This is a genomic window from Actinocorallia longicatena (genome assembly GCF_039534125.1).
Classification (GTDB): Bacteria; Actinomycetota; Actinomycetes; order Streptosporangiales; family Streptosporangiaceae; genus Actinocorallia; species Actinocorallia longicatena.
In genome coordinates, this window is the sequence record NZ_BAAAUV010000006.1 from 107,556 (window position 1) to 126,130 (window position 18,575).

At 72.2% G+C, this 18,575-nt stretch carries 17 protein-coding genes; 7 read left to right on the forward strand and 10 right to left on the reverse strand.

The genetic code is table 11. From position 1 onward, the window contains the following. Positions 1–2: 2 nt before the first annotated feature. Positions 3–293: a hypothetical protein gene (locus tag ABD785_RS13875; protein ID WP_344827453.1), complete on the reverse strand. Its 291-nt coding sequence runs from the start codon at positions 291–293 to the stop codon at positions 3–5. Positions 294–410: 117 nt separating this feature from the next. On the opposite strand from ABD785_RS13875, the gene ABD785_RS13880 reads away from it, so the two are divergent. The 5 genes from ABD785_RS13880 (at position 411) to ABD785_RS13900 (ending at position 8,648) form a co-directional block, all read left to right on the forward strand. Next, entirely contained in the window at positions 411–2,345 is a 1,935-nt protein-coding gene (locus ABD785_RS13880; RefSeq protein ID WP_344827457.1) for an ArnT family glycosyltransferase, read from the forward strand. A 4-nt stretch (positions 2,346–2,349) separates the two neighbouring features. Continuing rightward, the gene (locus tag ABD785_RS13885) at positions 2,350–3,033 is read left to right on the forward strand and encodes a YceI family protein (RefSeq protein WP_344827460.1); all 684 of its coding nucleotides are present in this window, start codon (positions 2,350–2,352) and stop codon (positions 3,031–3,033) included. A 77-nt stretch (positions 3,034–3,110) separates the two neighbouring features. Next, positions 3,111–3,719, forward strand: coding sequence for a hypothetical protein (locus ABD785_RS13890; RefSeq protein ID WP_344827465.1), 609 nt, complete (start codon positions 3,111–3,113; stop codon positions 3,717–3,719). A gap of 116 nt (positions 3,720–3,835) precedes the next feature. Continuing rightward, complete coding sequence (locus tag ABD785_RS13895) at positions 3,836–7,747, forward strand: bifunctional nitrate reductase/sulfite reductase flavoprotein subunit alpha (protein ID WP_344827470.1); 3,912 nt, start codon at positions 3,836–3,838, stop codon at positions 7,745–7,747. Positions 7,748–7,883: 136 nt separating this feature from the next. Continuing rightward, positions 7,884–8,648, forward strand: coding sequence for an EamA family transporter (locus tag ABD785_RS13900; RefSeq protein WP_344827473.1), 765 nt, complete (start codon positions 7,884–7,886; stop codon positions 8,646–8,648). A gap of 6 nt (positions 8,649–8,654) precedes the next feature. Here the strand turns inward: ABD785_RS13900 and ABD785_RS13905 are convergent, their stop codons facing one another. From ABD785_RS13905 to ABD785_RS13915, 3 genes are read right to left on the reverse strand one after another with little or no spacing between them, the layout of a single operon-like run. After that, a complete protein-coding gene (locus ABD785_RS13905) occupies positions 8,655–9,686 on the reverse strand; it encodes an ABC transporter ATP-binding protein (protein ID WP_344827478.1) in 1,032 nt (343 codons plus the stop codon). Then, positions 9,683–10,465, reverse strand: a complete 783-nt coding sequence (locus ABD785_RS13910; protein ID WP_344828512.1) for an ABC transporter permease — start codon at positions 10,463–10,465, stop codon at positions 9,683–9,685. The genes ABD785_RS13905 and ABD785_RS13910 overlap by 4 nt, the downstream gene beginning before the upstream one ends. A 12-nt stretch (positions 10,466–10,477) precedes the next feature. Then, positions 10,478–10,864, reverse strand: coding sequence for a TOBE domain-containing protein (locus ABD785_RS13915; RefSeq protein WP_344827482.1), 387 nt, complete (start codon positions 10,862–10,864; stop codon positions 10,478–10,480). A gap of 495 nt (positions 10,865–11,359) precedes the next feature. Here ABD785_RS13915 and ABD785_RS13920 point away from each other — a divergent pair, with 495 nt between their 5' ends. Next, positions 11,360–12,310, forward strand: coding sequence for a trypsin-like serine peptidase (locus tag ABD785_RS13920; RefSeq protein ID WP_344827486.1), 951 nt, complete (start codon positions 11,360–11,362; stop codon positions 12,308–12,310). A gap of 7 nt (positions 12,311–12,317) precedes the next feature. Here the strand turns inward: ABD785_RS13920 and ABD785_RS13925 are convergent, their stop codons facing one another. The 3 genes from ABD785_RS13925 to ABD785_RS13935 form a co-directional block, all read right to left on the reverse strand. After that, positions 12,318–12,527, reverse strand: a complete 210-nt coding sequence (locus tag ABD785_RS13925) for a hypothetical protein (RefSeq protein ID WP_344827490.1) — start codon at positions 12,525–12,527, stop codon at positions 12,318–12,320. A 51-nt stretch (positions 12,528–12,578) separates the two neighbouring features. Next, the gene (locus tag ABD785_RS13930; RefSeq protein WP_344827493.1) at positions 12,579–13,709 is read right to left on the reverse strand and encodes a nitric oxide synthase oxygenase; all 1,131 of its coding nucleotides are present in this window, start codon (positions 13,707–13,709) and stop codon (positions 12,579–12,581) included. Positions 13,710–13,811: 102 nt separating this feature from the next. Continuing rightward, positions 13,812–14,912 carry a saccharopine dehydrogenase family protein gene (locus ABD785_RS13935; protein ID WP_344827496.1) on the reverse strand — a complete coding sequence of 367 codons (1,101 nt, stop codon included), beginning with the start codon at positions 14,910–14,912 and terminating at the stop codon, positions 13,812–13,814. Positions 14,913–14,985: 73 nt separating this feature from the next. On the opposite strand from ABD785_RS13935, the gene ABD785_RS13940 reads away from it, so the two are divergent. After that, complete coding sequence (locus ABD785_RS13940; protein WP_344827499.1) at positions 14,986–15,738, forward strand: hypothetical protein; 753 nt, start codon at positions 14,986–14,988, stop codon at positions 15,736–15,738. A gap of 34 nt (positions 15,739–15,772) precedes the next feature. Here ABD785_RS13940 and ABD785_RS13945 read toward each other — a convergent pair whose 3' ends face one another. The 3 genes from ABD785_RS13945 to ABD785_RS13955 are packed head-to-tail and all read right to left on the reverse strand — an operon-like array spanning position 15,773 to position 18,539. Next, positions 15,773–16,573 (reverse strand): heme ABC transporter ATP-binding protein, encoded by an 801-nt coding sequence (locus ABD785_RS13945; protein WP_344827502.1) that lies wholly within the window; start codon positions 16,571–16,573, stop codon positions 15,773–15,775. Beyond that, positions 16,570–17,607, reverse strand: coding sequence for a FecCD family ABC transporter permease (locus ABD785_RS13950; RefSeq protein ID WP_344827506.1), 1,038 nt, complete (start codon positions 17,605–17,607; stop codon positions 16,570–16,572). The genes ABD785_RS13945 and ABD785_RS13950 overlap by 4 nt, the downstream gene beginning before the upstream one ends. Next, complete coding sequence (locus ABD785_RS13955; protein ID WP_344827509.1) at positions 17,595–18,539, reverse strand: heme/hemin ABC transporter substrate-binding protein; 945 nt, start codon at positions 18,537–18,539, stop codon at positions 17,595–17,597. Before ABD785_RS13955 ends, ABD785_RS13950 begins: the two co-directional genes overlap by 13 nt. Positions 18,540–18,575: the final 36 nt, after the last annotated feature.

The window sequence follows — 18,575 nt, forward strand, 5'->3', positions numbered from 1 at the left end:
CGTCAGGATCCGCCCGTGGTGACGGTCCCCTGGTCCGAGCTGGACCGGGGAGCCTGGGCGGAGCCGCTGAGCGGCTCGGTGCTCGCGTCGTTCGCGTCGCTCCTGGTGTTCGTGGCCGTATCGGAGGTCGTCTGGGTGGCCGTGCCGTAGTTGCCGGAGGCCAGGCCGATGCTGAGCACGGCCGCGCCCACGGCGGCCACCGCGCCGACGGCCCTGGCGAACCGCCCGGCCCTGCGGCCGCTCCTGTCGCGGGCGGCCGTCCCTGCGTTCTCTTCCTCTTCGCCGTTGGTCATGGATCAAGGCTCGTCAGGGCGTGTGAAGGCCGGATGAGAGGGGCCGGGCAGCGGACCTGAGAAGCCGGGAGACGGCGTCTCATAGGGCTTTCATCGAGAGTGCCTAGCGTTCGGGCCATGAAGAGACGAGCTGACGATCCGCGATGGGGGCGGCCCGCGCTGCTGGGCCTGCTCGCGGTCACGGCGGTCCTCTACATCTGGGGGCTGGGCGCGTCGGGGTGGGCGAACGCCTTCTACTCCGCCGCGGTGCAGGCGGGTTCGGCGAGCTGGAAGGCGATGTTCTTCGGCTCCTCCGACGCCGCCGGGGCGATCACGGTGGACAAGACGCCGCTCGCGCTGTGGCCGATGGACCTGGCGGCGCGGGTGTTCGGAGTGAACACCTGGAGCATCCTCGTGCCGCAGGCGCTGGAGGGCGTCGCGGCCGTGGGGGTGCTGTTCGCCGCGGTGCGGCGCTCCCTGGAGGGGAGCCTCGGACGGCCGGCGGCGACGGCGGGCGGCCTGGTCGCGGGGGCGGTGCTGGCGCTCACTCCCGCGGCGACGCTCATGTTCCGCTTCAACAACCCCGACGCCGCCCTCGTGCTGCTCCTGGTGCTGGCCGCCTACGCGATGGTCAGGGCGCTGCCCGGCGGATCGACGCGCTGGCTGGTGCTGGCCGGGGTGTTCGTGGGGCTCGGGTTCCTGGCCAAGATGATGCAGGCCTTCCTCGTGCTGCCGGTGTTCGCGGTGGCCTGGCTGGTGTTCGCCCCGGCGGGCCTGGGCAGGCGGGCGGGGCAGGTGCTGCTCGCCGGGGCGGCGATGGTCGTCTCCGCCGGCTGGTGGATCGCCGTCGTGGCGCTGGTGCCCGCGTCGTCGCGGCCCTACATCGGCGGGTCGCAGAACAACAGCGTGCTGGAGCTGGCGCTCGGCTACAACGGGATCGGCCGGCTCAACGGCGAGGAGACCGGCGGGCTCGGCAACCTCGACCAGCAGGCCGGTATCGGGCGGATCTTCGCCAGCGAGCTGGGCGGGCAGGTGTCGTGGCTGGTGCCCGCCGCGCTGATCCTGCTGGTGGCCGGTTTCGCGGCCGCCCGCGGGGAGGTGCGGTTCGGCCTCACGCTGTGGGGCGGGTGGCTGCTCGTCACCGGGCTCGTGTTCTCGTTCATGCAGGGGATCTTCCACGCCTACTACTCGGTGGCGCTGGCTCCGGCCGTCGGGGCCCTGATCGGGCTCGGCTCGGCCGTGCTGTGGCGGCACCGGTACGGCTCGCAGGTCCTCGCGACGGCGGCGGCCGTCACGGCGGTGTGGTCGTGGGTGCTGCTCGGGCGGTCCGCGGACTTCCTGCCGTGGCTGCGGTGGGCGGTCCTCATCGGCGGGCTCGGCGCGGCGCTGGTGCTGCTGGCGGGCGTCGCCGCCCGGCGGGTGCTGGTCGCGGGCGGCGTCCTGGCCCTGGTGACCTCGCTCGCGGGTCCGGCGGCCTACGCCGTCGACACCGCACGGACACCGCACAGCGGGGCGATCCCGACGGCCGGTCCCGGCACCGGCGGCGGCTTCGGTCCCGGCGGGGGCGGGGGCCCCGGCCGGATGGGCGGCGGCTTCGGCGGGCCTCCCGGCACGGCCTCGGGCCAGAACGGCGGCCCGCCCGGCGGCCGGAACGCCGGGTCCGGAGGCGGCCCCGGCGGGGGCATGGGCGGCGGAATGGGCGGGCTGTTGAACGCGACGACGCCGAGTTCCGTGCTCACCAAGACGTTGCAGGAGAACGCCGACGCCTACACCTGGGTGGCGGCGGCGGTCCGGTCGAACAGCGCGGCCGGATACCAGCTGGCGACGGGAAAGCCGGTGATGGCCATCGGCGGATTCAACGGAACGGATCCCGCGCCGGGGCTCGAGCAATTCCAGGAATATGTCAAGTCGGGCAGAATTCACTATTTCATCGGTGGCGCGTCCGGAGGCGGCATGACCGCCTCCACCGGCAGCGACGCCGCCCAGAAGATCACCGAATGGGTGTCGGAGAACTTCTCCGCTTCAACCATCGGGGGCACCACCGTCTACGACCTGAGCATAGGGAGACAATAGTCAGATGAGCCGAAATCTGAAGCGCTGGATCATCGCCGGAGTGGGCGTTCTCCTTCTGGCCTTCGTGGTCGCGCCATTCGTCTACACCAAGTTCATCGAGGGGGACGCGCCGGACGAGCTGTCGGTCCAGCCGTCCTCGGGGGCCGTCGCGAGCGGGCCGGCCACCTCGGTCGACGGGGTCTGGAAGTCCGGATCCGGCTCACTGGCCGGCTACCGGGTCAAGGAGGTCCTCTTCGGGCAGTCCACCGAGGCCGTCGGCCGCACCGGAACGGTCACCGGGGAGATCACCATGTCCGGGACCCAGGTGCCCAAGGGCACCTTCACCGTCGACATGGCCAGCGTGAAGTCCGACAAGGACCAGCGCGACGGCCAGTTCCGCGGGCGGATCATGGACGTCTCGCAGTTCCCGACCTCGACCTTCACCCTCACCAAGCCGATCGACCTGGGCACCCTCCCGGCCGTCGGCGCCCAGCTGAAGGCCGAGGCGACGGGGGACCTGACCCTCAAGGGCAAGTCCAACCCGGTCACCTTCGAGGTCACGGCCACCCGCACCGGCGCGGACTCCTTCGAGGCCAGCGGTCAGATCCCGGTGACCTTCAGCGACTACGGCATCGACAACCCCAGCTTCCCGGGGGCCAAGGTCGAGGACTCGGGCCAGGTCGAGTTCCTGCTCAAGTTCAGCCGGTAGCAGGGGGTCTCCGCGGGCGATAGCGTCTCCTGAGCAAAGTGTCCCAAAAGGGGCATTCAACCTCAGGAGACGCACACATGTTCAGCAAGATCGCGAGCTTCGGCGCCGTCGGCGCCCTCGCCCTCGGCGGCATGGCCGTCCTCGCCACCCCGGCCCAGGCCGCTCCGGCCGCGGTCAAGAAGAAGTGCGCCATCGGCTCGTGGAGGCTGTCCGGCCAGGCCACGACCAACGTCGCCGTCGTCGGCGGCAAGAAGATCGTCACCAAGATGTCCGGCGGCACCGGCACCAAGCTGAAGATCACCACTTCCACCGCGAGCTACGACTTCTCGAAGTCCAAGCCCGTGTGGATGGTCGCCAACACCCCCAACGGCGTCCTGAAGGCCAAGTTCACCTATCGCAAGACCCTCAAGTACGCGGTGAAGCTGACCGGCGGTGCCAAGGGCACGTTCACCCCGAAGGCCAAGACGGCCACCGGCCCCGCCACCGTGCGCGCGGTGATCCTCCCCGACATCGACGGCGGCGTCCAGCGGCTGGCGCCGCAGGTCCGGTCCGGTGACGACGTCTTCGTGGTGCGCGTCAAGGCCCTCTCCCTCTGCACCAAGAAGACCCTGACGCTCTCCCAGAAGCACGGGGAGCCCGACGGATCCACCACGACCCGCAAGGTCATCTACCGCCGCACGAAGTAGGCCGCAACCCCTCCCCGCCTCCTCACATGACGCCTTGTGAGGAGGCAGGACAGACGTAACGTCCCGTTTCATATGGTTGTGACACGGCCGAAACGGGACTTTTCTACGTTTCGAGGGTGACCATCGGGACCGTGAAGACCGTCTGTTCCTACTGCGGCGTCGGCTGCGGGCTGCGGCTCGACACCGTGATCGACGAGCACGGACGGCGCAGAGCGGTGAAGGCGTCGGGAGACCGCGAGCATCCCTCGAACTTCGGCCGCCTGTGCACCAAGGGCGCGACCACCGCCGAGATGCTGGCGGCCGGGGGCAGGCTCGCGACCGCCATGATCAGGGCGGACCGGGGCGAGGAGCCCGTCGAGCTGCCGGTGGCCCTGGCCGTCCAGGAGGCCGGGCGGCGGCTGCGGTCGATCATCGACGAGCACGGCCCCGACGCGGTGGCCTTCTACCTGTCGGGCCAGATGAGCATGGAGGCCCAGTACCTGGCGACCAAGCTCGCCAAGGGGTACGTCCGGACCAGCCGGCTGGAGTCGAACTCCCGGCTCTGCATGGCCAGCGCGGGCACCGGCTACAAGCTGTCGCTCGGCGCCGACGGCCCGCCCGGCTCCTACGAGGACTTCGAGCACGCCGACGTCTTCCTCGTCATCGGCGCGAACATGGCCGACTGCCACCCGATCCTGTTCCTGCGGATGATGGACCGGGTCAAGGCGGGCGCGAAGCTGATCGTCGTCGATCCGCGCAGGTCCGCCACCGCCGACAAGGCCGACCTGTTCCTCCAGATCCGCCCCGGCGCCGATCTGGCCCTGCTCAACGGCCTCCTGCACCTCCTCGTCGCCGACGGCGCCACCGACCCGGAGTTCATCGCCGCCCACACCGAGGGCTGGGAGCACCTCGAGGAGTTCCTCGGCGACTACACCCCGGCGAAGGTCGCCGAGCTGACCGGCCTCGACGAGGCCGACCTCCGGAAGGCGGCCGCGCTGATCGGCGGCGCCGCGAACTGGATGTCCTGCTGGACGATGGGGCTCAACCAGTCCACCCACGGCACCTGGAACACCAACGCCCTGGTCAACCTGCACCTGGCCACCGGCGCGATCTGCAGGCCCGGCAGCGGCCCGTTCTCCCTCACCGGCCAGCCGAACGCGATGGGCGGCCGTGAGATGGGTTACATGGGTCCCGGCCTGCCCGGCCAGCGGGCCAGCCTGTCCGAGGAGGACCGGCACTTCACCGAGGACGTGTGGGGGCTGCCGCGCGGGACGCTGCGCACCGAGTTCGGCAAGGGCACGATCGAGATGTTCGAGCGGATGGCCGAGGGCGAGATCAAGGCCGCCTGGATCATCTGCACCAACCCGGTGGCCTCGGTCGCCAACCGCCGCAACGTCATCCAGGGCCTGGAGACGGCCGAGTTCGTGCTCACCCAGGACGCGTTCGCGGAGACCGAGACCAACGCCTACGCCGACCTCGTGCTGCCCGCCGCGCTCTGGGCCGAGGGCGAGGGCGTCTTCGTCAACTCCGAACGGACCCTCACCCTGCTGGAGAAGGCCGTCGACCCGCCCGGCGAGGCCCTCCCCGACTGGCGGCTGATCACCCTGATCGCCCGGGAGATGGGCTACGCCGACGCCTTCCCCTACGAGTCGGCTGAGGAGATCTTCGAGGAGATCAAGCGGTTCGCCAACCCCAAGACCGGCTACGACCTGCGCGGCGCGACCTACGAGCGGCTGCGCGAGACCCCGGTGCAGTGGCCCGCCGCCCCCGGCGGACCGGCCCGCAACCCGATCCGCTACACCGACCTCGTCTTCCCCACCCCCGGCGGGAAGGCCGTCTTCTTCGCCCGGCCCCACCTGGACGCCGCCGAGATGCCGGACGACGACTACCCGTACACGCTCACGACCGGCCGCGTCCAGCACCAGTGGCACACCCTCACCAAGACCGGGAAGGTCGCGAAGCTCAACAAGCTCGACCCCGGCCCGTTCGTCGAGCTCAACCCCGCCGACGCCGGCGCCCTCGGCATCACCGGCGGCGACCAGGTCGAGGTGGCCTCCCGGCGGGGCAGGGCCGTGCTCCCCGCCCTGGTCACCGACCGGATGCTGCCCGGCACCCTGTTCGCGCCGTTTCACTGGAACGATCTCTTCGGCGAGTACCTGAGCGTGAACGCCGTCACCAATGACGCGGTCGATCCGCTGTCCTTCCAGCCCGAGTTCAAGGCGTGCGCCGTCTCCCTCGCCAAGGTCGCCTCCGTGGCCGCGCCGCCCGCCCCACCGGAGCGGGGCGCCGCCGATCCGTTCGGGCTGGGCGACGTGCGGCCGCCGGAATTCTCCGCCGAACAGCGCCGCTACCTGGCCGGGGTGCTGGTCGGGGCGGGCGGCCCGCCCGGCGGCGTCCCCGTGCTGCCCGAGAGCGCGCCCTTCTCCGCCGCCGACGCCATCTGGGTGAACGGCGTCCTGGCCGGGATGTTCTCCCGTGCCGCCCCCGTCGCGGCGGGCGGGCGGGAACTGGTCGTGCTGTGGGCCTCCCAGACCGGGAACGCCGAGGAGTTCGCCGCCACGGCCGTCGACCGGCTCGGCGACCGGCGCCCCCGCTTCCTGAGCATGGACGAGATCACCCCGGGCGCCCTCCCCCGCGACGCCGACCTGCTCGTGGTGACCTCCACCTTCGGCGACGGCGACGCCCCCGACAACGGCGCCACCTTCTGGAACGCTCTGGCCGCCGAGGACGCCCCCCGCCTGGACGGCCTGCGCTACTCCGTCCTGGCCTTCGGCGACTCCGCCTACGCCGACTTCTGCGGCCACGGACGCAAGCTCGACCAGCGCCTGGACGAGCTGGGGGCGACCCGCCTCGCCCCCCGCGTGGACTGCGAACCCGACTTCGAGGACGCCGCCCATGTCTGGCTCGACCAGGTCCTCACCGCCCTGGCCGAGCCCCCGGCGGCGCCCGCGGCTCCGGCCGTCCGCCGCAGGGCCCAGCGGGAGGGGCGTCCCGCCCGGCTGATCGGCAACCGGCTGCTGAGCCGCCCGGGCGCGGCCAAGGAGGTCCGCAGGTTCACCTTCGCCACCGACGGCGAGCTCGCCTACGAGGCGGGCGACGCGCTCGGCGTCCACCCCGTCAACGATCCGGCGCTCGTCGCCGAGTGGCTCCAGGTCACCGGGCTCGCGCCGGCGGACGAGCTCGACCTGGCCCGGCTGGAGATCGCCCGGATCACCCCCGATCTGCTGCGCTTCCTCGCCGAGCGGACCGGCGACCGGCTGCTGAAGAAGCTGCTGCGTCCCGACAACCGCACCGAGCTGGCGGCCTGGTCCTGGGGCAGGCAGGCCGTCGACGTGATCGCCGAGTATCCGGTGCGGGCGGGCGCGGCGGAGTGGGCCGCGGTCCTGAAGGAACTCCAGCCCCGGCTCTACAGCATCTCCTCCAGCCCGCTCACCGATCCGGGCGAGATCGGGCTGACCACCTCGGTGGTCCGCTACGAGAGCGTGACGGGCCGGGCCCGCGGCGGCGTCGCCTCCACCTTCCTCGCCGACCGGGCCGCCGGCTCCGACGAGCCGAGGATCTTCGTCCAGCGCGCCCCGCACTTCCGGCCGCCCGCCGACCCCGCCACGGCGATGATCATGATCGGTCCCGGGACGGGCATCGCCCCCTTCGTCGGCTTCCTCGACGAGCGCCGCGCCCGCGGCCACTCCGCCCCCAACTGGCTGTTCTTCGGCGAGCAGCACCGGGCCACCGACTTCTACTACGAGGACGACCTGTCGGCCTACCGCGACTCCGGCGTCCTCACCCGCCTCGACGTCGCCTTCTCCCGCGACCAGCGCACCAAGGTCTACGTCCAGGACCGGATGCGGGAGCACGCCGGGCAGCTGTGGTCATGGCTCCAGGACGGCGCCCACCTCTACGTCTGCGGAGACGCCTCCCGCATGGCCAAGGACGTCGACACCGCCCTGCGCAAGATCGCCACCGACCAGGGGCATCTGTCCCCCGAGGCCGCCGACGCCTACGTCCGCAAACTCGCCACCGACAAGCGCTACGTCCGCGACGTGTACTGAACGCGCTTAGGATGGCCTCATGAACCACCGGAAAGCCGTCATCTCACCGCCGCTCCCCTGACCGGGGCGGTTCTTCTCTGACGTTCACGCCCCGGAGCCGGAATCCTCATTCCTTCCGCTTCAGGAGCGTCTTTCCGTGTTGGTCTCCTCTTCCTCCGGCGTGCGCGCCGGAGTCCTCTCCGTGCTGCTCGCCGCCGTCCTGTGGGGCACCACGGGCACCGTCCGGTCGTTCGCCGACGCCTCGCCGCTCTCCGTGGCGGCGGCCCGGATCATCCTCGGCGGCGCACTGCTCTGCCTGGTCGCCCGGCGGGGGCTCGCCTCGGTCCTGACCGTCCCGCCGGGCAGGCTGCTGCTCGCCGCCGCCTGCCTGGCGGTCTACCACACGGCTTTCTTCGCGGCCGTGGCCCAAGCGGGCGTCGCGGCGGGGAGCGTCCTCGCGCTCGGCTCGGCCCCGGTCTTCGCGGCGCTGTTCACCGGCTCACCGCGCCGGGCCGTCCTGGTCGCCGGGCTCTCCGCCGGGATCCTCGTGTTCGCGGCGACCGGCTGTGATCCCGTCGGCCTGGTGCTCGCCCTGGTGACGGGGGTCTTCAACGCCGGGTACGCCGTCGCCGCCGGGAGGCTCCTGCGCGACGGGCTGAGCGAGCCCGCCGTCGCCGCCTCGACGTTCGGCCTGGCGGGATTCCTGCTGGCGCCGGTGTTCGCCGCGACCGGTCCCGGCTGGGTGCTCTCACCGTCCGGCGCGGCCGTCGCCCTCTACCTGGGCGTGGTCACCACCGCGGGCGGCTACCTGCTCTACGTGCGGGGCCTGCGGACCGTCTCGGCGGCCACCGCCACCACGGTGACGCTGGCCGAACCGGCCGTGGCCGCCTTCCTCGGGATCGTGGTGCTCCACGAGCTCTGAAAGAGGTCAGGCCGGGTAGGCGCGGGTCTCGGTCGCCTTGACCGAGACCCAGACCCGGGCGCCAGGGGTGAGGTCGAGGGCCGCGACGGCGGCGGGGGTGACGTCCGCGGCCGCGTCGAGGGGTCCTGTCAGGCGGACGCGGATGTTGTCGCCGTGCTGTTCGAGGCCGTCGATCACGCCCTCCCACAGGTTGCGCGGGGAGCCGTCGGGGCGGGTCCGGTAGAGCGCGACGGCCGACGGCGGGAACGCCACGTGGGCGGGGCCCTCGACCCGGTCGGCGGTGGCGAGGGTCAGCGCCTCCAGCTTCACCGCGCGATCCGATCCGGTGCCCCGGTAGAGGTTGAGCCCGACCAGCCGGGCGACGTAGTCGGTGCGGGGCCGCCGGGCGATCTCGGCCGGGCCGCCTTCCTGCACGATGGTCCCGCCCTCGATGACGACGAGCCGGTCGGCCAGCACCATCGCGTCGAGCGGGTCGTGGGTGACCATGACGGTCGCGCCCGGGAAGTCCGCGAGATGCCGCCGCAGCGCGGAGCGGATCTCCAGCCGGGTGTGGGCGTCCAGGGCGGCGAGCGGCTCGTCCAGCAGGAGCAGCGAGGGGTCGACTGCCAGCGCCCGGGCCAGCGCCACCCGCTGGGCCTGGCCTCCCGACAGCCGTCCGGGACGCTCCCCCGCCTGCCCGGCGAGCCCGACCCGTTCCAGCCAGAGCGCGGCGGTCCGCCGCGACCCCGCCCTGGACGCGCCGTGCGAGCGCGGCCCGAAGGCCACGTTGTCGAGCGCGGACAGGTGCGGGAACAGCAGGTACTCCTGGAAGACCATGCCGGTCGGCCGGGACTCGGGCGGAAGGGTGTGCAGGTCGCGGCCGTCCCAGCGGATGTGCCCGTCGGTCAGCGGGGTCAGGCCCGCCAGGGCGCGCAACGCGGTGGACTTGCCCGCCCCGTTCGGGCCGAGCAGCGCGACGACCTCGCCGGGCGCGACGGCCAGCGCCAGATCGAGCCGGAAGGCCCCGCGGTCGACCACGAGCCGGAAGTCGAGGCTCACGAGGTGCTCACCCACCGGTCGCGCAGCAGCGCCAGGACCGCCACCGACACCGCCAGCAGCACGAGGCTGAGGACGATCGCCGCATCGGGATCGGTCTCCAGCGCCAGGTAGACGGCCAGCGGCATCGTCTGGGTCTTCCCGGGGAAATTCCCCGCGAAGGTGATCGTCGCACCGAACTCGCCGAGCGCCCGCGCCCAGCACAGGACCGCGCCCGCCACGACCCCCGGCATGATCATCGGCAGGGTCACCCGGCGGAAGACCGTCCACCGCGACGCACCGAGGGTCGCGGCGGCCTCCTCGTACCGGGGATCGGCCGCCCGCAGCGCCCCCTCGACACTGATCACGAGGAACGGCATGGCGACGAAGGCCTCGGCCAGCACCACTCCGGCGGTGGTGAACGGGAGCGTCAACCCGAAGGCGGCGTCCAGCCACCTCCCCGCCAGCCCGTTGCGGCCGAGCACGAGCAGCAGCGCGACACCACCGACGACCGGCGGAAGCACCAGCGGCACCGTGACCAGCGCCCGGACCAGGCGCCTGCCGCGGAAGTCCACGCGGGCCAGGAACCAGGCCAGCGGCACGCCGAACACCAGGCAGAGCCCGGTGGCGATGGTGGCCGTCACCAGGGACAGGCGCAGCGCCTCCAGGACACGGGGCTCGGCGAGCCGCTGCGGCAGGGTCGACCAGGGCGCGCGGACGATCAGCCCGGCCAGCGGCAGCGCCAGGAAGACCAGGGCGATCAGCGCGGGGACGATCAGTCCCCAGGGGGCACGGGATCTCAGGGCCGGCGCCCCTCAGCCGGGAAGCTCGACGACGACATTGGTCGACTTGATCACCGCGACGGCCATCACGCCGGGCTCGAGCCCGAGCTCGTCGGCCGACTGGCGGCTCATCAGCGACACCACGCGGAACGGTCCGGCGGCGATCTCGACCTGGGCCATCACCGCGTCGCGGATCACCTCGGTCACGATGCCCCTGAACCTGTTGCGGGCCGAGGAGGCGGCGGAGTCCTCGCCGTGGATCTGACCGCGCGCGAAGGCCGCCAGGTCCGCGCCGGCGACCGACCGGTGGCCGTTCTCGTCGCGTTCGGCGGCGAGCCGGCCGGAATCGACCCATCGCCGCACCGTGTCGGCACTGACACCGAGCAGGGCGGCGGCTTCACTGATCCGAAATGCCGTCACATCACGTACCCTACACTCGCAGATACCATGGTGAGAACCCGAAAGGCCTCGCAGCTGCGGAACCCGCCTTGGAGATCTCATGGCGCGGGCGGCACGCGCGATTGGCAGGATCCGGTCAGGCGGTTTCCGGAACCTCTGCGAAAGCGTCGTCATCGGACCATCGGGACGCGTCGCCGTGTGCGGTGCTCACCCCGACCCATCCGACAGCCAGTCCCGTGACCGCCGCGACGGCGGCCACCCCGACGATCGTCCGTCCAGTCATCCTCGTGCTCCCTCCGCGCTCCCGTGCAAGAGCACAACCACCGTGGCCGAGGCCACCCGCCATGTCAACGATCTTTCCCGGACCGTGACGGCAGGTCTCCTTGACCTACCACGACGAATCGGAAACCTTCGGTACAGCACCGAACAAACCCCCCGACTTTCGGAGACGTCTTGCGAAAAGCGCTACGGCTGTTCGGCCTGCCCATGGCCGTCGCAGCCCTTCTCCTCACTCCCTTGAGTCCCGTGCACGCGGCGGCGGCCAAGTCCGTCCACGAACAGGAACTGAAGGCCTCCCCTGACGGGTTCTGGACACCCGAGAGGATCCGGCGGGCCGAGGCCAACCCGCTGGACTCGATGATGGCCAGGAAGGTCGCGGGACCCGCGGCCGCCAAGCCCGTCCCCCCGGTCACCAAGGCCAAGGTCGTCACCGCGCACGGCAAGGCCCCCGCGAAGATGATCGGCAGGCTGTACGCCTTCCAGGAGGGCTCCGACCAGTACGCGACCTGCTCGGCGACCGTCATCGCCTCCGGGTTCAAGGGCAAGGGCAAGGGGAACCAGAGCGTCGTCCTCACCGCCGCCCACTGCGTCTACAACCCCGAGAACGGCTGGAACCCCGACTACATCGTCTTCAACCCCGACACCGACAAGGGCAGCACGCCCAAGGGCCTGTGGGGCGGCTGGCGCATCTCCTACTACAACCGCTGGCGCACCCAGGCCGACTCCACCGCCGACTACGCCTTCATCGTGATGGCCAAGCACAGCAGCGGGCCGATCCAGAAGGCGACCGGCGGCCAGAGCCTCGGCTACAGCTACAAGAAGCGCGACTGGTGGGCGCGTGAGTTCGGCTACGCCGCGGTGCACAACCCGGGCGACCAGGCCTACGCCGACGACGGCTCCCGGCTGCGCATGTGCAAGGGCCACACCAAGCAGCGCAAGGTCGGCGGCCAGAAGTTCCTGGCGCTGAAGTGCGACCTCAGCCACGGCGCCAGCGGCGGGCCGATCATCGTCTCGCAGAAGGCCAACGGCTATGGCAAGGTCATCTCGGTCGTCAGCTTCTTCCTCAAGAAGTGGGACGGCTACCTGTACTCGCCGATCTTCGACCGTCACACACGCGATCTGTTCCTGAAGATGCGCAAGTACAACCCGCCGACCTGGAACCTCGAGGGCGTCGAGCTCCCGAACTGACCAGCGGCTACTTGACCGGCATCTGGACCGGCGTCGCCCCGCCCGTGGGCAGGACGGCGCCGCCCGGATCGCCGAGGGTCTTCTCCTGGACGCCCGAGGTGGGCGCGGGAGGCGGTGTCGCGTCCTTGTCCGCGCCGCTGGCCCCCTGCACCGCGAGAACGATTCCGGCCGCGGCCGCCGCCGCCAGCACTCCCGCAAAGACCGTCCGCCGCCTCATGGGGCACCTCCTTCAGGTGCCGCTTACGGTTCCGGATCAGCGGCCGGTCTGTCAATCACCGCCGTACGGGCGCTCCCTGCGCAGGAAGTTCGGCCGCAGGTCGGGGTTGTCGTACAGCCGGTGGAAGACCGGCGTGGCCGAACCGGACATCGGCGGGACGATCCAGGTCCAGTCCGCGGGGCACACCCGCCCGGCCCGCTCCTCCTTCTCCATGTGGGCGAGGAAGCGGCGCGCCTCGGTGTGGTGGTCGGTGATGGCCACGCCGTCCTCGGCGAAGGAGTACAGCACCGCCCGGTTCAGCTCGACCATGGCGCGGTCCCGCCACAGGCTCGCCTCGGACGTGGTGTCGAGGCCGAGCAGCCCGCCGAGGATCGGCAGCAGGTCGTAACGCCCCGAGTCGGCGAGGTTGCGGGCGCCGATCTCGGTGCCCATGTACCAGCCGTTGAACGGCGCCGCGGGATAGCCGACGCCGCCGATCTCCAGGGTCATGTCGGAGACGGCGGGGACCGCGTGCCAGCGCAGGCCGAGCTCGGCGAACCACGGATGGTCGGGGTGACGGAGGCGGACCTCACGGATCGCCGAACGCGGCACCTCGAACAGCTCCGGAGGCTCGTGACCGGCCTCGATCACCAGCGGCAGGACGTCGAAGGGGCCGCCGGTCCCCCCGGTCCATCCCAGCGCCAGGGCGACCTCGGTGAGATCCGCGTTGGCCGGGTCCCCGATGACCTCGCCCGCCTCCTCGCCGGACGGGACCCGGTAGCCGGCGTAGCGGATGAGCTGGTCGTTCCAGATCCGCGGACCGGGCCCGTCGGGTCCGTCGGGGGCGAACACGGTCATCACCGGCCGTATCCGCCCGCCATTGGTGGCGCCGCGCAGATGCCGGACCGACTCGGCCGCCACCTCCGCGGCCGTGGTCACGTCCCTCCGGTCACGGACCCGGAGCGACCGCCAGTACAGCCGGCCGATGCACCGGCTGCTGTTGCGCCAGGCGACCCGGGCCCCGTACTCGAGCTCGGGCACGGTGTGCCGGTAGGTGCCGGTGCGGCGGATGTCGTCGCGGACCTCGCGGAGCCGTTCCCCCGGGGACCCCGCCTCGGGATTCTCGGCGTAGAAAGTGCGAATGAATTCGAGGGCTTCGTCCTCGCTGACCCGAAAGCCCTTCTTGTTCCGGAATAGCAGCATTCCCCACCCTGTGACCTATGGTGATGAATTGATCACGACAAGCCACAGGATGACATGGGAGCTAAGGGCGTTTCAGGCGTTCTCACTATCCGTTCGGATCCGTCACAGTACGCGAAAGCCGATCCCCGCCCGGACGAGCCGTTCGATCAGGGCGTCGCCCATCGCCTGAGCCGTGGTGACCTGTCCCGCCGTGTCGGGCAGCGCGTCGTGGACGAGGCAGAGCGCGGACTCGCCCAGCATCTTGGCCGTCTCGTCGTAGCCGGGGTCGCCGCCCTCGACGCGCGTGACGACGCGCTCGCCGCCGCCCTCGCCGTGGAAGGTCACCCGGAACCAGTTCTTGGCGCGCTGCTCGGCCGAGGGGCCGTCGCCCGGCTTCTGCCGGAGGGTGGTGAGCAGCCCGTGCTCGCCGCCGAGACCGCCCCCGCCGCGCGTCACGGCGAGGAAGTGACCGTAGGTGAAGTCGGGGCCGTAGCGCTCGAGCGCGCGGGCGCTGCGCACCACGATCTGCGGGTCGATGGTCGGCAGCGGGATCGCGACGCCGCCGCGCAGCCGGGTCCGCGGGAGCGGGCCGCGGGCGACGGCCGCCCGCCGGCCGCGGGGCCTCGGCTCGATCCGGTCGCGTTCACGCGCGGCCCTGCGCATCCCGAGCGGATCGAGGATGACGCCCTTGGCCGAGGCGACCGTGCCGCCCGACGCGGTCCCGTGCGCCTGGAGGAATCCCTCGACGCGCAGCGGGACGTCCTTGGGCAGGTGCTGGACGGTGAAGTAGGCGCCGAGGTCGTGCGGGATCGAGTCGAAGCCGCAGGCGTGCACGATCCGCGCCCCCGACGCCTCGGCCTGCCGGTGGTACCGCACGTACATGAGGTCGACGAAGGTCGGCTCGCCGGTCAGGTCGACGTAGTCGGTGCCGTTCCTCGCGCAGGCGGCGACCAGCGGCTCACCGTGCTTGATGTAGGGCCCGACGGTCGTGATGACCAGCCTGGTCTGCCGGGCCAGATCCTCGAGCGTCCCGGGGTCGTCGGCGTCGGCGTGCAGCAGCGGGAGGTCGAGGCCCAGGCCGTCCCTGACCGCCTCGAGCTTCGCCCTGTTGCGCCCCGCCAGCGCCCAGCGGGTCCCGCCCGCGTGCTCGGCGAGGTAGGCGGCGGTGAGCGCGCCGGTGAAACCGGTGGCTCCGTACAGCACGATGTCGTAGGCCCTGTCCATGCACGGCAGTCTAGGCATGGAGCTCTCTCTCGCGGGTACGAGGTCGGCCTCACCTCACGGGAGGTTCTCCGATATGACCGCGATCAACCGAGTACCCAGGACGCGGGGGGCGCTCAGTGGCGCCCTGCTGGTCGTCCTCGGGCTGTGGGCCGCACTGGCCCCCTTCGTCGGGCCGTCCGCCGACTTCGGCTACACGCCCGGCGGCGACACCTGGATCTGGACCGACGGCCGCGGAGTGTTCTCCGTGCTGCCCGGCGCGGTGACCGTGGTCGGCGCGCTGCTGCTGGTCGTCAGCGCCAGCAGGGTCATCGCCGCGTTCGGCGCGGGGCTCGCCGTGGTGGCGGGCGCCTGGCTCGTCGTCGGGCCGACGCTCTCGCCGCTGTGGAACGGGCCCGGCATCGGCACGCCGCTGGGCAGCGGCGACCGCCAGATCGCCGAGCAGCTGACCTTCTTCACCGGGGCCGGCGTCCTCATCGTCTACCTGGCCGCGATGGCCCTCGGCCGGCTGGCCGTGGTGGGCGTCCGGGAGACCAATCTCGCCGAGCGTCACGCCGAGGCGGCCCAGGCCCACCGTGACCGCGACCTCCAGCGGGACGACCTGCACCGAGACGACCTGCACCGGGACGACGTCCCCGAGCCGACCCGGCCCATGGAGCCGGTCAGGGACACCGAGCCGTTCAGGGACACCGAGCCGGAGCCGGGACCGCACGACGAGTACAACGGCAGGCCCGACGCGTCCGTGCCGCAGGGCAGGTACGCGCTGGACCGGCCGGTGCACGCCGACCAGAAGGTCGCCGGGGCCAGGAACACCAGGCCCGACATCTGATCGGTCCGCCCGTCCGGGACCGGAGGTTCAGGCCTCAGTCCCGGACGGGAAGCACCATCGGGCGGCCCGTCCTCGGGTGCGGCAGCACCTCGATCGGATGCTCGTAGACCTCACTCAGGAGCTCTCCCGCCAGGACCTCCCCGGGCGGCCCGCACGCGGCGAGCGTGCCCGCGGACAGGACCGCGATCCGGTCGGCGTGCGCGGCGGCCAGGGCGAGGTCGTGGACGACCGCGACGATGGCCCTGCCCTCGGCCGCCTGACGCCGGGCGACGGCGAACACGAGTTCCTGGTGGCGGACGTCGAGGGCCGCCGTCGGCTCGTCGAGCAGGACGATCGGCGCGCTCTGGGCCAGCACCCTGGCCAGCGCTACCCGGGCCTGCTCTCCCCCCGACAGCTCGGGGTGGCGCCGCCCGGCGAAGCGGGCGACGTCGGCGTCCTCCATCGCACGGGCGACGGCCCGGTCGTCGTCCTCGGCATGGGAGGTTCCCGCCCAGGGCGCCCGTCCCATCCGGACGATCTCCTCGACCGTGAAGGCGAACGCGAGGGTGTTCCGCTGGCTGAGGATCGCTCGGCGCATGGCCAGCTCGACCGGGCGCCAGGCGTCCAGCGGGCGGCCGTCGAGGTCGATGCTCCCCTCGGCGGGCAGATCGCCGCAGAGCGCCCCCAGCAGCGTGGACTTGCCCGCCCCGTTGGGTCCGACCAGCGCGAGGATCTCGCCCGGCCTGATGTCGAGGTCGACTCCGGAGAGGATCGGGCGCGCCCCGCGCCGCACCCCCAGCCCCCGGACGGTCATCGCCACGCCGTCGCCGGGCGTCCTGGTCCTTCTGCGGATCATCCCCACCCTCCGGACCTGGCGCGCGTCCTGCGCAGCAGCCAGAAGAAGAACGGCCCGCCGACGACCGAGGTCAGCACCCCGAGGGGCAGCTCCTGGAAGTCGACGGCGGTCCTGGCGACGAGGTCGGCGGCGACGAGCAGGCACGCGCCGCCCAGCGCGCTGGCGGGCAGCAGGATCCGGTGACCGGGCCCAGCTACCATCCGGACCAGATGCGGGACGACCAGCCCGACGAAGGCGATGATCCCGCTGAACGCGACCGCCGACGACGTCAGCAGGGCGATCAGGACGATCCCGGCGAACCGCAGCCGTTCGACGTGCACGCCCAGGTGCCGGGCGGTCCGCTCCCCCAGCGACAGCAGGTCCAGCCGCCCGGCCAGCCCGAAGGAGGCCGCGCAGCCCACGATGGCCACGGGCCCGACGATCGCGACGGAGTTCCAGGTGGCACCGGCGAGGCTGCCGAGCTGCCAGGAGGTGATGGCCCGCAGGCCGTCGTTGGTCGAGGCGAACATCAGCAGCCCGAGCGCGGCCGTGGCGACCGCGTTGACGGCGATGCCCGTGAGCAGCAGCGTCACGACCTCGGTGCGGCCGTTCGACCGGCTCATCGAGTAGACCAGCAGGGTCGTCAGCAGGCCGCAGCAGAACGCGGCGGCCACGATCGTCCAGTTGCCGAGGGCGGTGAGGCCGAACACGATGACGGTGGCGGCGCCGACCGCCGCGCCCCAGGAGACTCCGATGACGCCCGGCTCGGCCAGCGGGTTGCCGAACACGCCCTGCATGAGCGCGCCCGCGCAGCCGAGTGCCGCGCCGGTCACGACGGCCAGCAGGACACGGGGGAACCGCACGATCCACAGGGCGTTCTCGCCCTGGATCGCCGACGGCTCGGGCCCGAGGTCGAGGCCGAGGTGGTGCAGCAGCGAGCCGAGCACCTCGGCGGGCGGGACGTCCACCTGCCCGCTGCCCGCCGCGAACAGGCAGAGGGCCACGAGCGAGGCCGCGAGGACGGCGAGGAGGCCGAACCGTCTCACGAGGCGCACGGCTCGTAGACCGCCTTGGCCAGGGCGCTGATGGTGTCGCCGGTACGGGCGCCGAAGTTGAGCAGGGCGCCGTCCTCGGCGTCCACGACGCGCCGGTGCTCGCCCGCGGGCGTCTGCCGGACGCCGGGGAGCTTCAGCAGCCCGTCCACGCCGCCGACGGACTTCAGTCCCGCGCTCATCACGAGGATGACGTCGGGCGCGGCGTTGATGAGGCCCTCACTGGTGAGCGGGCGGAACCCGCTCAGGCCCGCGGCGGTGCCGGCGTCGGTCGCGCCGATCGCCTGGATCATCGCGTCGGAGCCCGCGCCCTTGCCGCCCATGAGGTAGACCCCGGCCGTGCCGCGCACGTAGAGGAAGGCGACCTTGAGCGGCTTCGCGGGGGCGTTCTTCCGCGCCCCGGCGATGCGCGCGGTCACCCGCCCGGCGAGCTTCTCGCCCGCGGCGGGCACGCCGAGCGCCCCGGCGATCGCGGTGATGTGCGCGGTGACCGCGGGCAGGGTCTGCTCGTCGTCGATCATGACGACCGGGATGCCCGCCTGCCTGAGCTGGGTGAGCACCTCGGGCGGGCCGATGCTCCTGTCGGCGATCACGACGGTCGGGTCGAGCCCGAGGATCGCCTCCGCCGACAGGTCGTGGCCCTGGTCGGTCGCCAGGGGCTTGGCCGCGGCGGCGGGGAAGGTCGTGGAGGCGTCCCGGCCGACCACGCGGTCGCCGAGGCCGAGGCTGAACACGATCTCCGCGATCGACCCGTACAGGTTGACGGGCAGGATGCGGCTCGCGTCCTTGACCGTGACCTCGGTTCCGTCGGCGGACTTCACCGTGACGGGCAGGACCGGCTTCGGCGCGGGCCTCAGCGGATCGACGTCACGGGCGGTGCTGACGGCGGTCGAGGGGCCGCACCCGGCAGCGGGGTCCGCGCCGGATCCGCTCACGGGCGAGGCCCCCCGGCCACCGCACCCGGAGAGCAG

What these genes read in the sequence shown, in the direction of transcription:
- ABD785_RS13875 (WP_344827453.1), bottom strand. Translation starts at nt 293, where the DNA reads ATGACCAACGGCGAAGAGGAAGAGAACGCAGGGACGGCCGCCCGCGAC.
- ABD785_RS13880 (WP_344827457.1), top strand. Translation starts at nt 411, where the DNA reads ATGAAGAGACGAGCTGACGATCCGCGATGGGGGCGGCCCGCGCTGCTG.
- ABD785_RS13885 (WP_344827460.1), top strand. Translation starts at nt 2,350, where the DNA reads ATGAGCCGAAATCTGAAGCGCTGGATCATCGCCGGAGTGGGCGTTCTC.
- ABD785_RS13890 (WP_344827465.1), top strand. Translation starts at nt 3,111, where the DNA reads ATGTTCAGCAAGATCGCGAGCTTCGGCGCCGTCGGCGCCCTCGCCCTC.
- ABD785_RS13925 (WP_344827490.1), bottom strand. Translation starts at nt 12,527, where the DNA reads ATGAGGCGGCGGACGGTCTTTGCGGGAGTGCTGGCGGCGGCGGCCGCG.
- ABD785_RS13930 (WP_344827493.1), bottom strand. Translation starts at nt 13,709, where the DNA reads ATGCTGCTATTCCGGAACAAGAAGGGCTTTCGGGTCAGCGAGGACGAA.
- ABD785_RS13935 (WP_344827496.1), bottom strand. Translation starts at nt 14,912, where the DNA reads ATGGACAGGGCCTACGACATCGTGCTGTACGGAGCCACCGGTTTCACC.
- ABD785_RS13940 (WP_344827499.1), top strand. Translation starts at nt 14,986, where the DNA reads ATGACCGCGATCAACCGAGTACCCAGGACGCGGGGGGCGCTCAGTGGC.
- ABD785_RS13945 (WP_344827502.1), bottom strand. Translation starts at nt 16,573, where the DNA reads ATGATCCGCAGAAGGACCAGGACGCCCGGCGACGGCGTGGCGATGACC.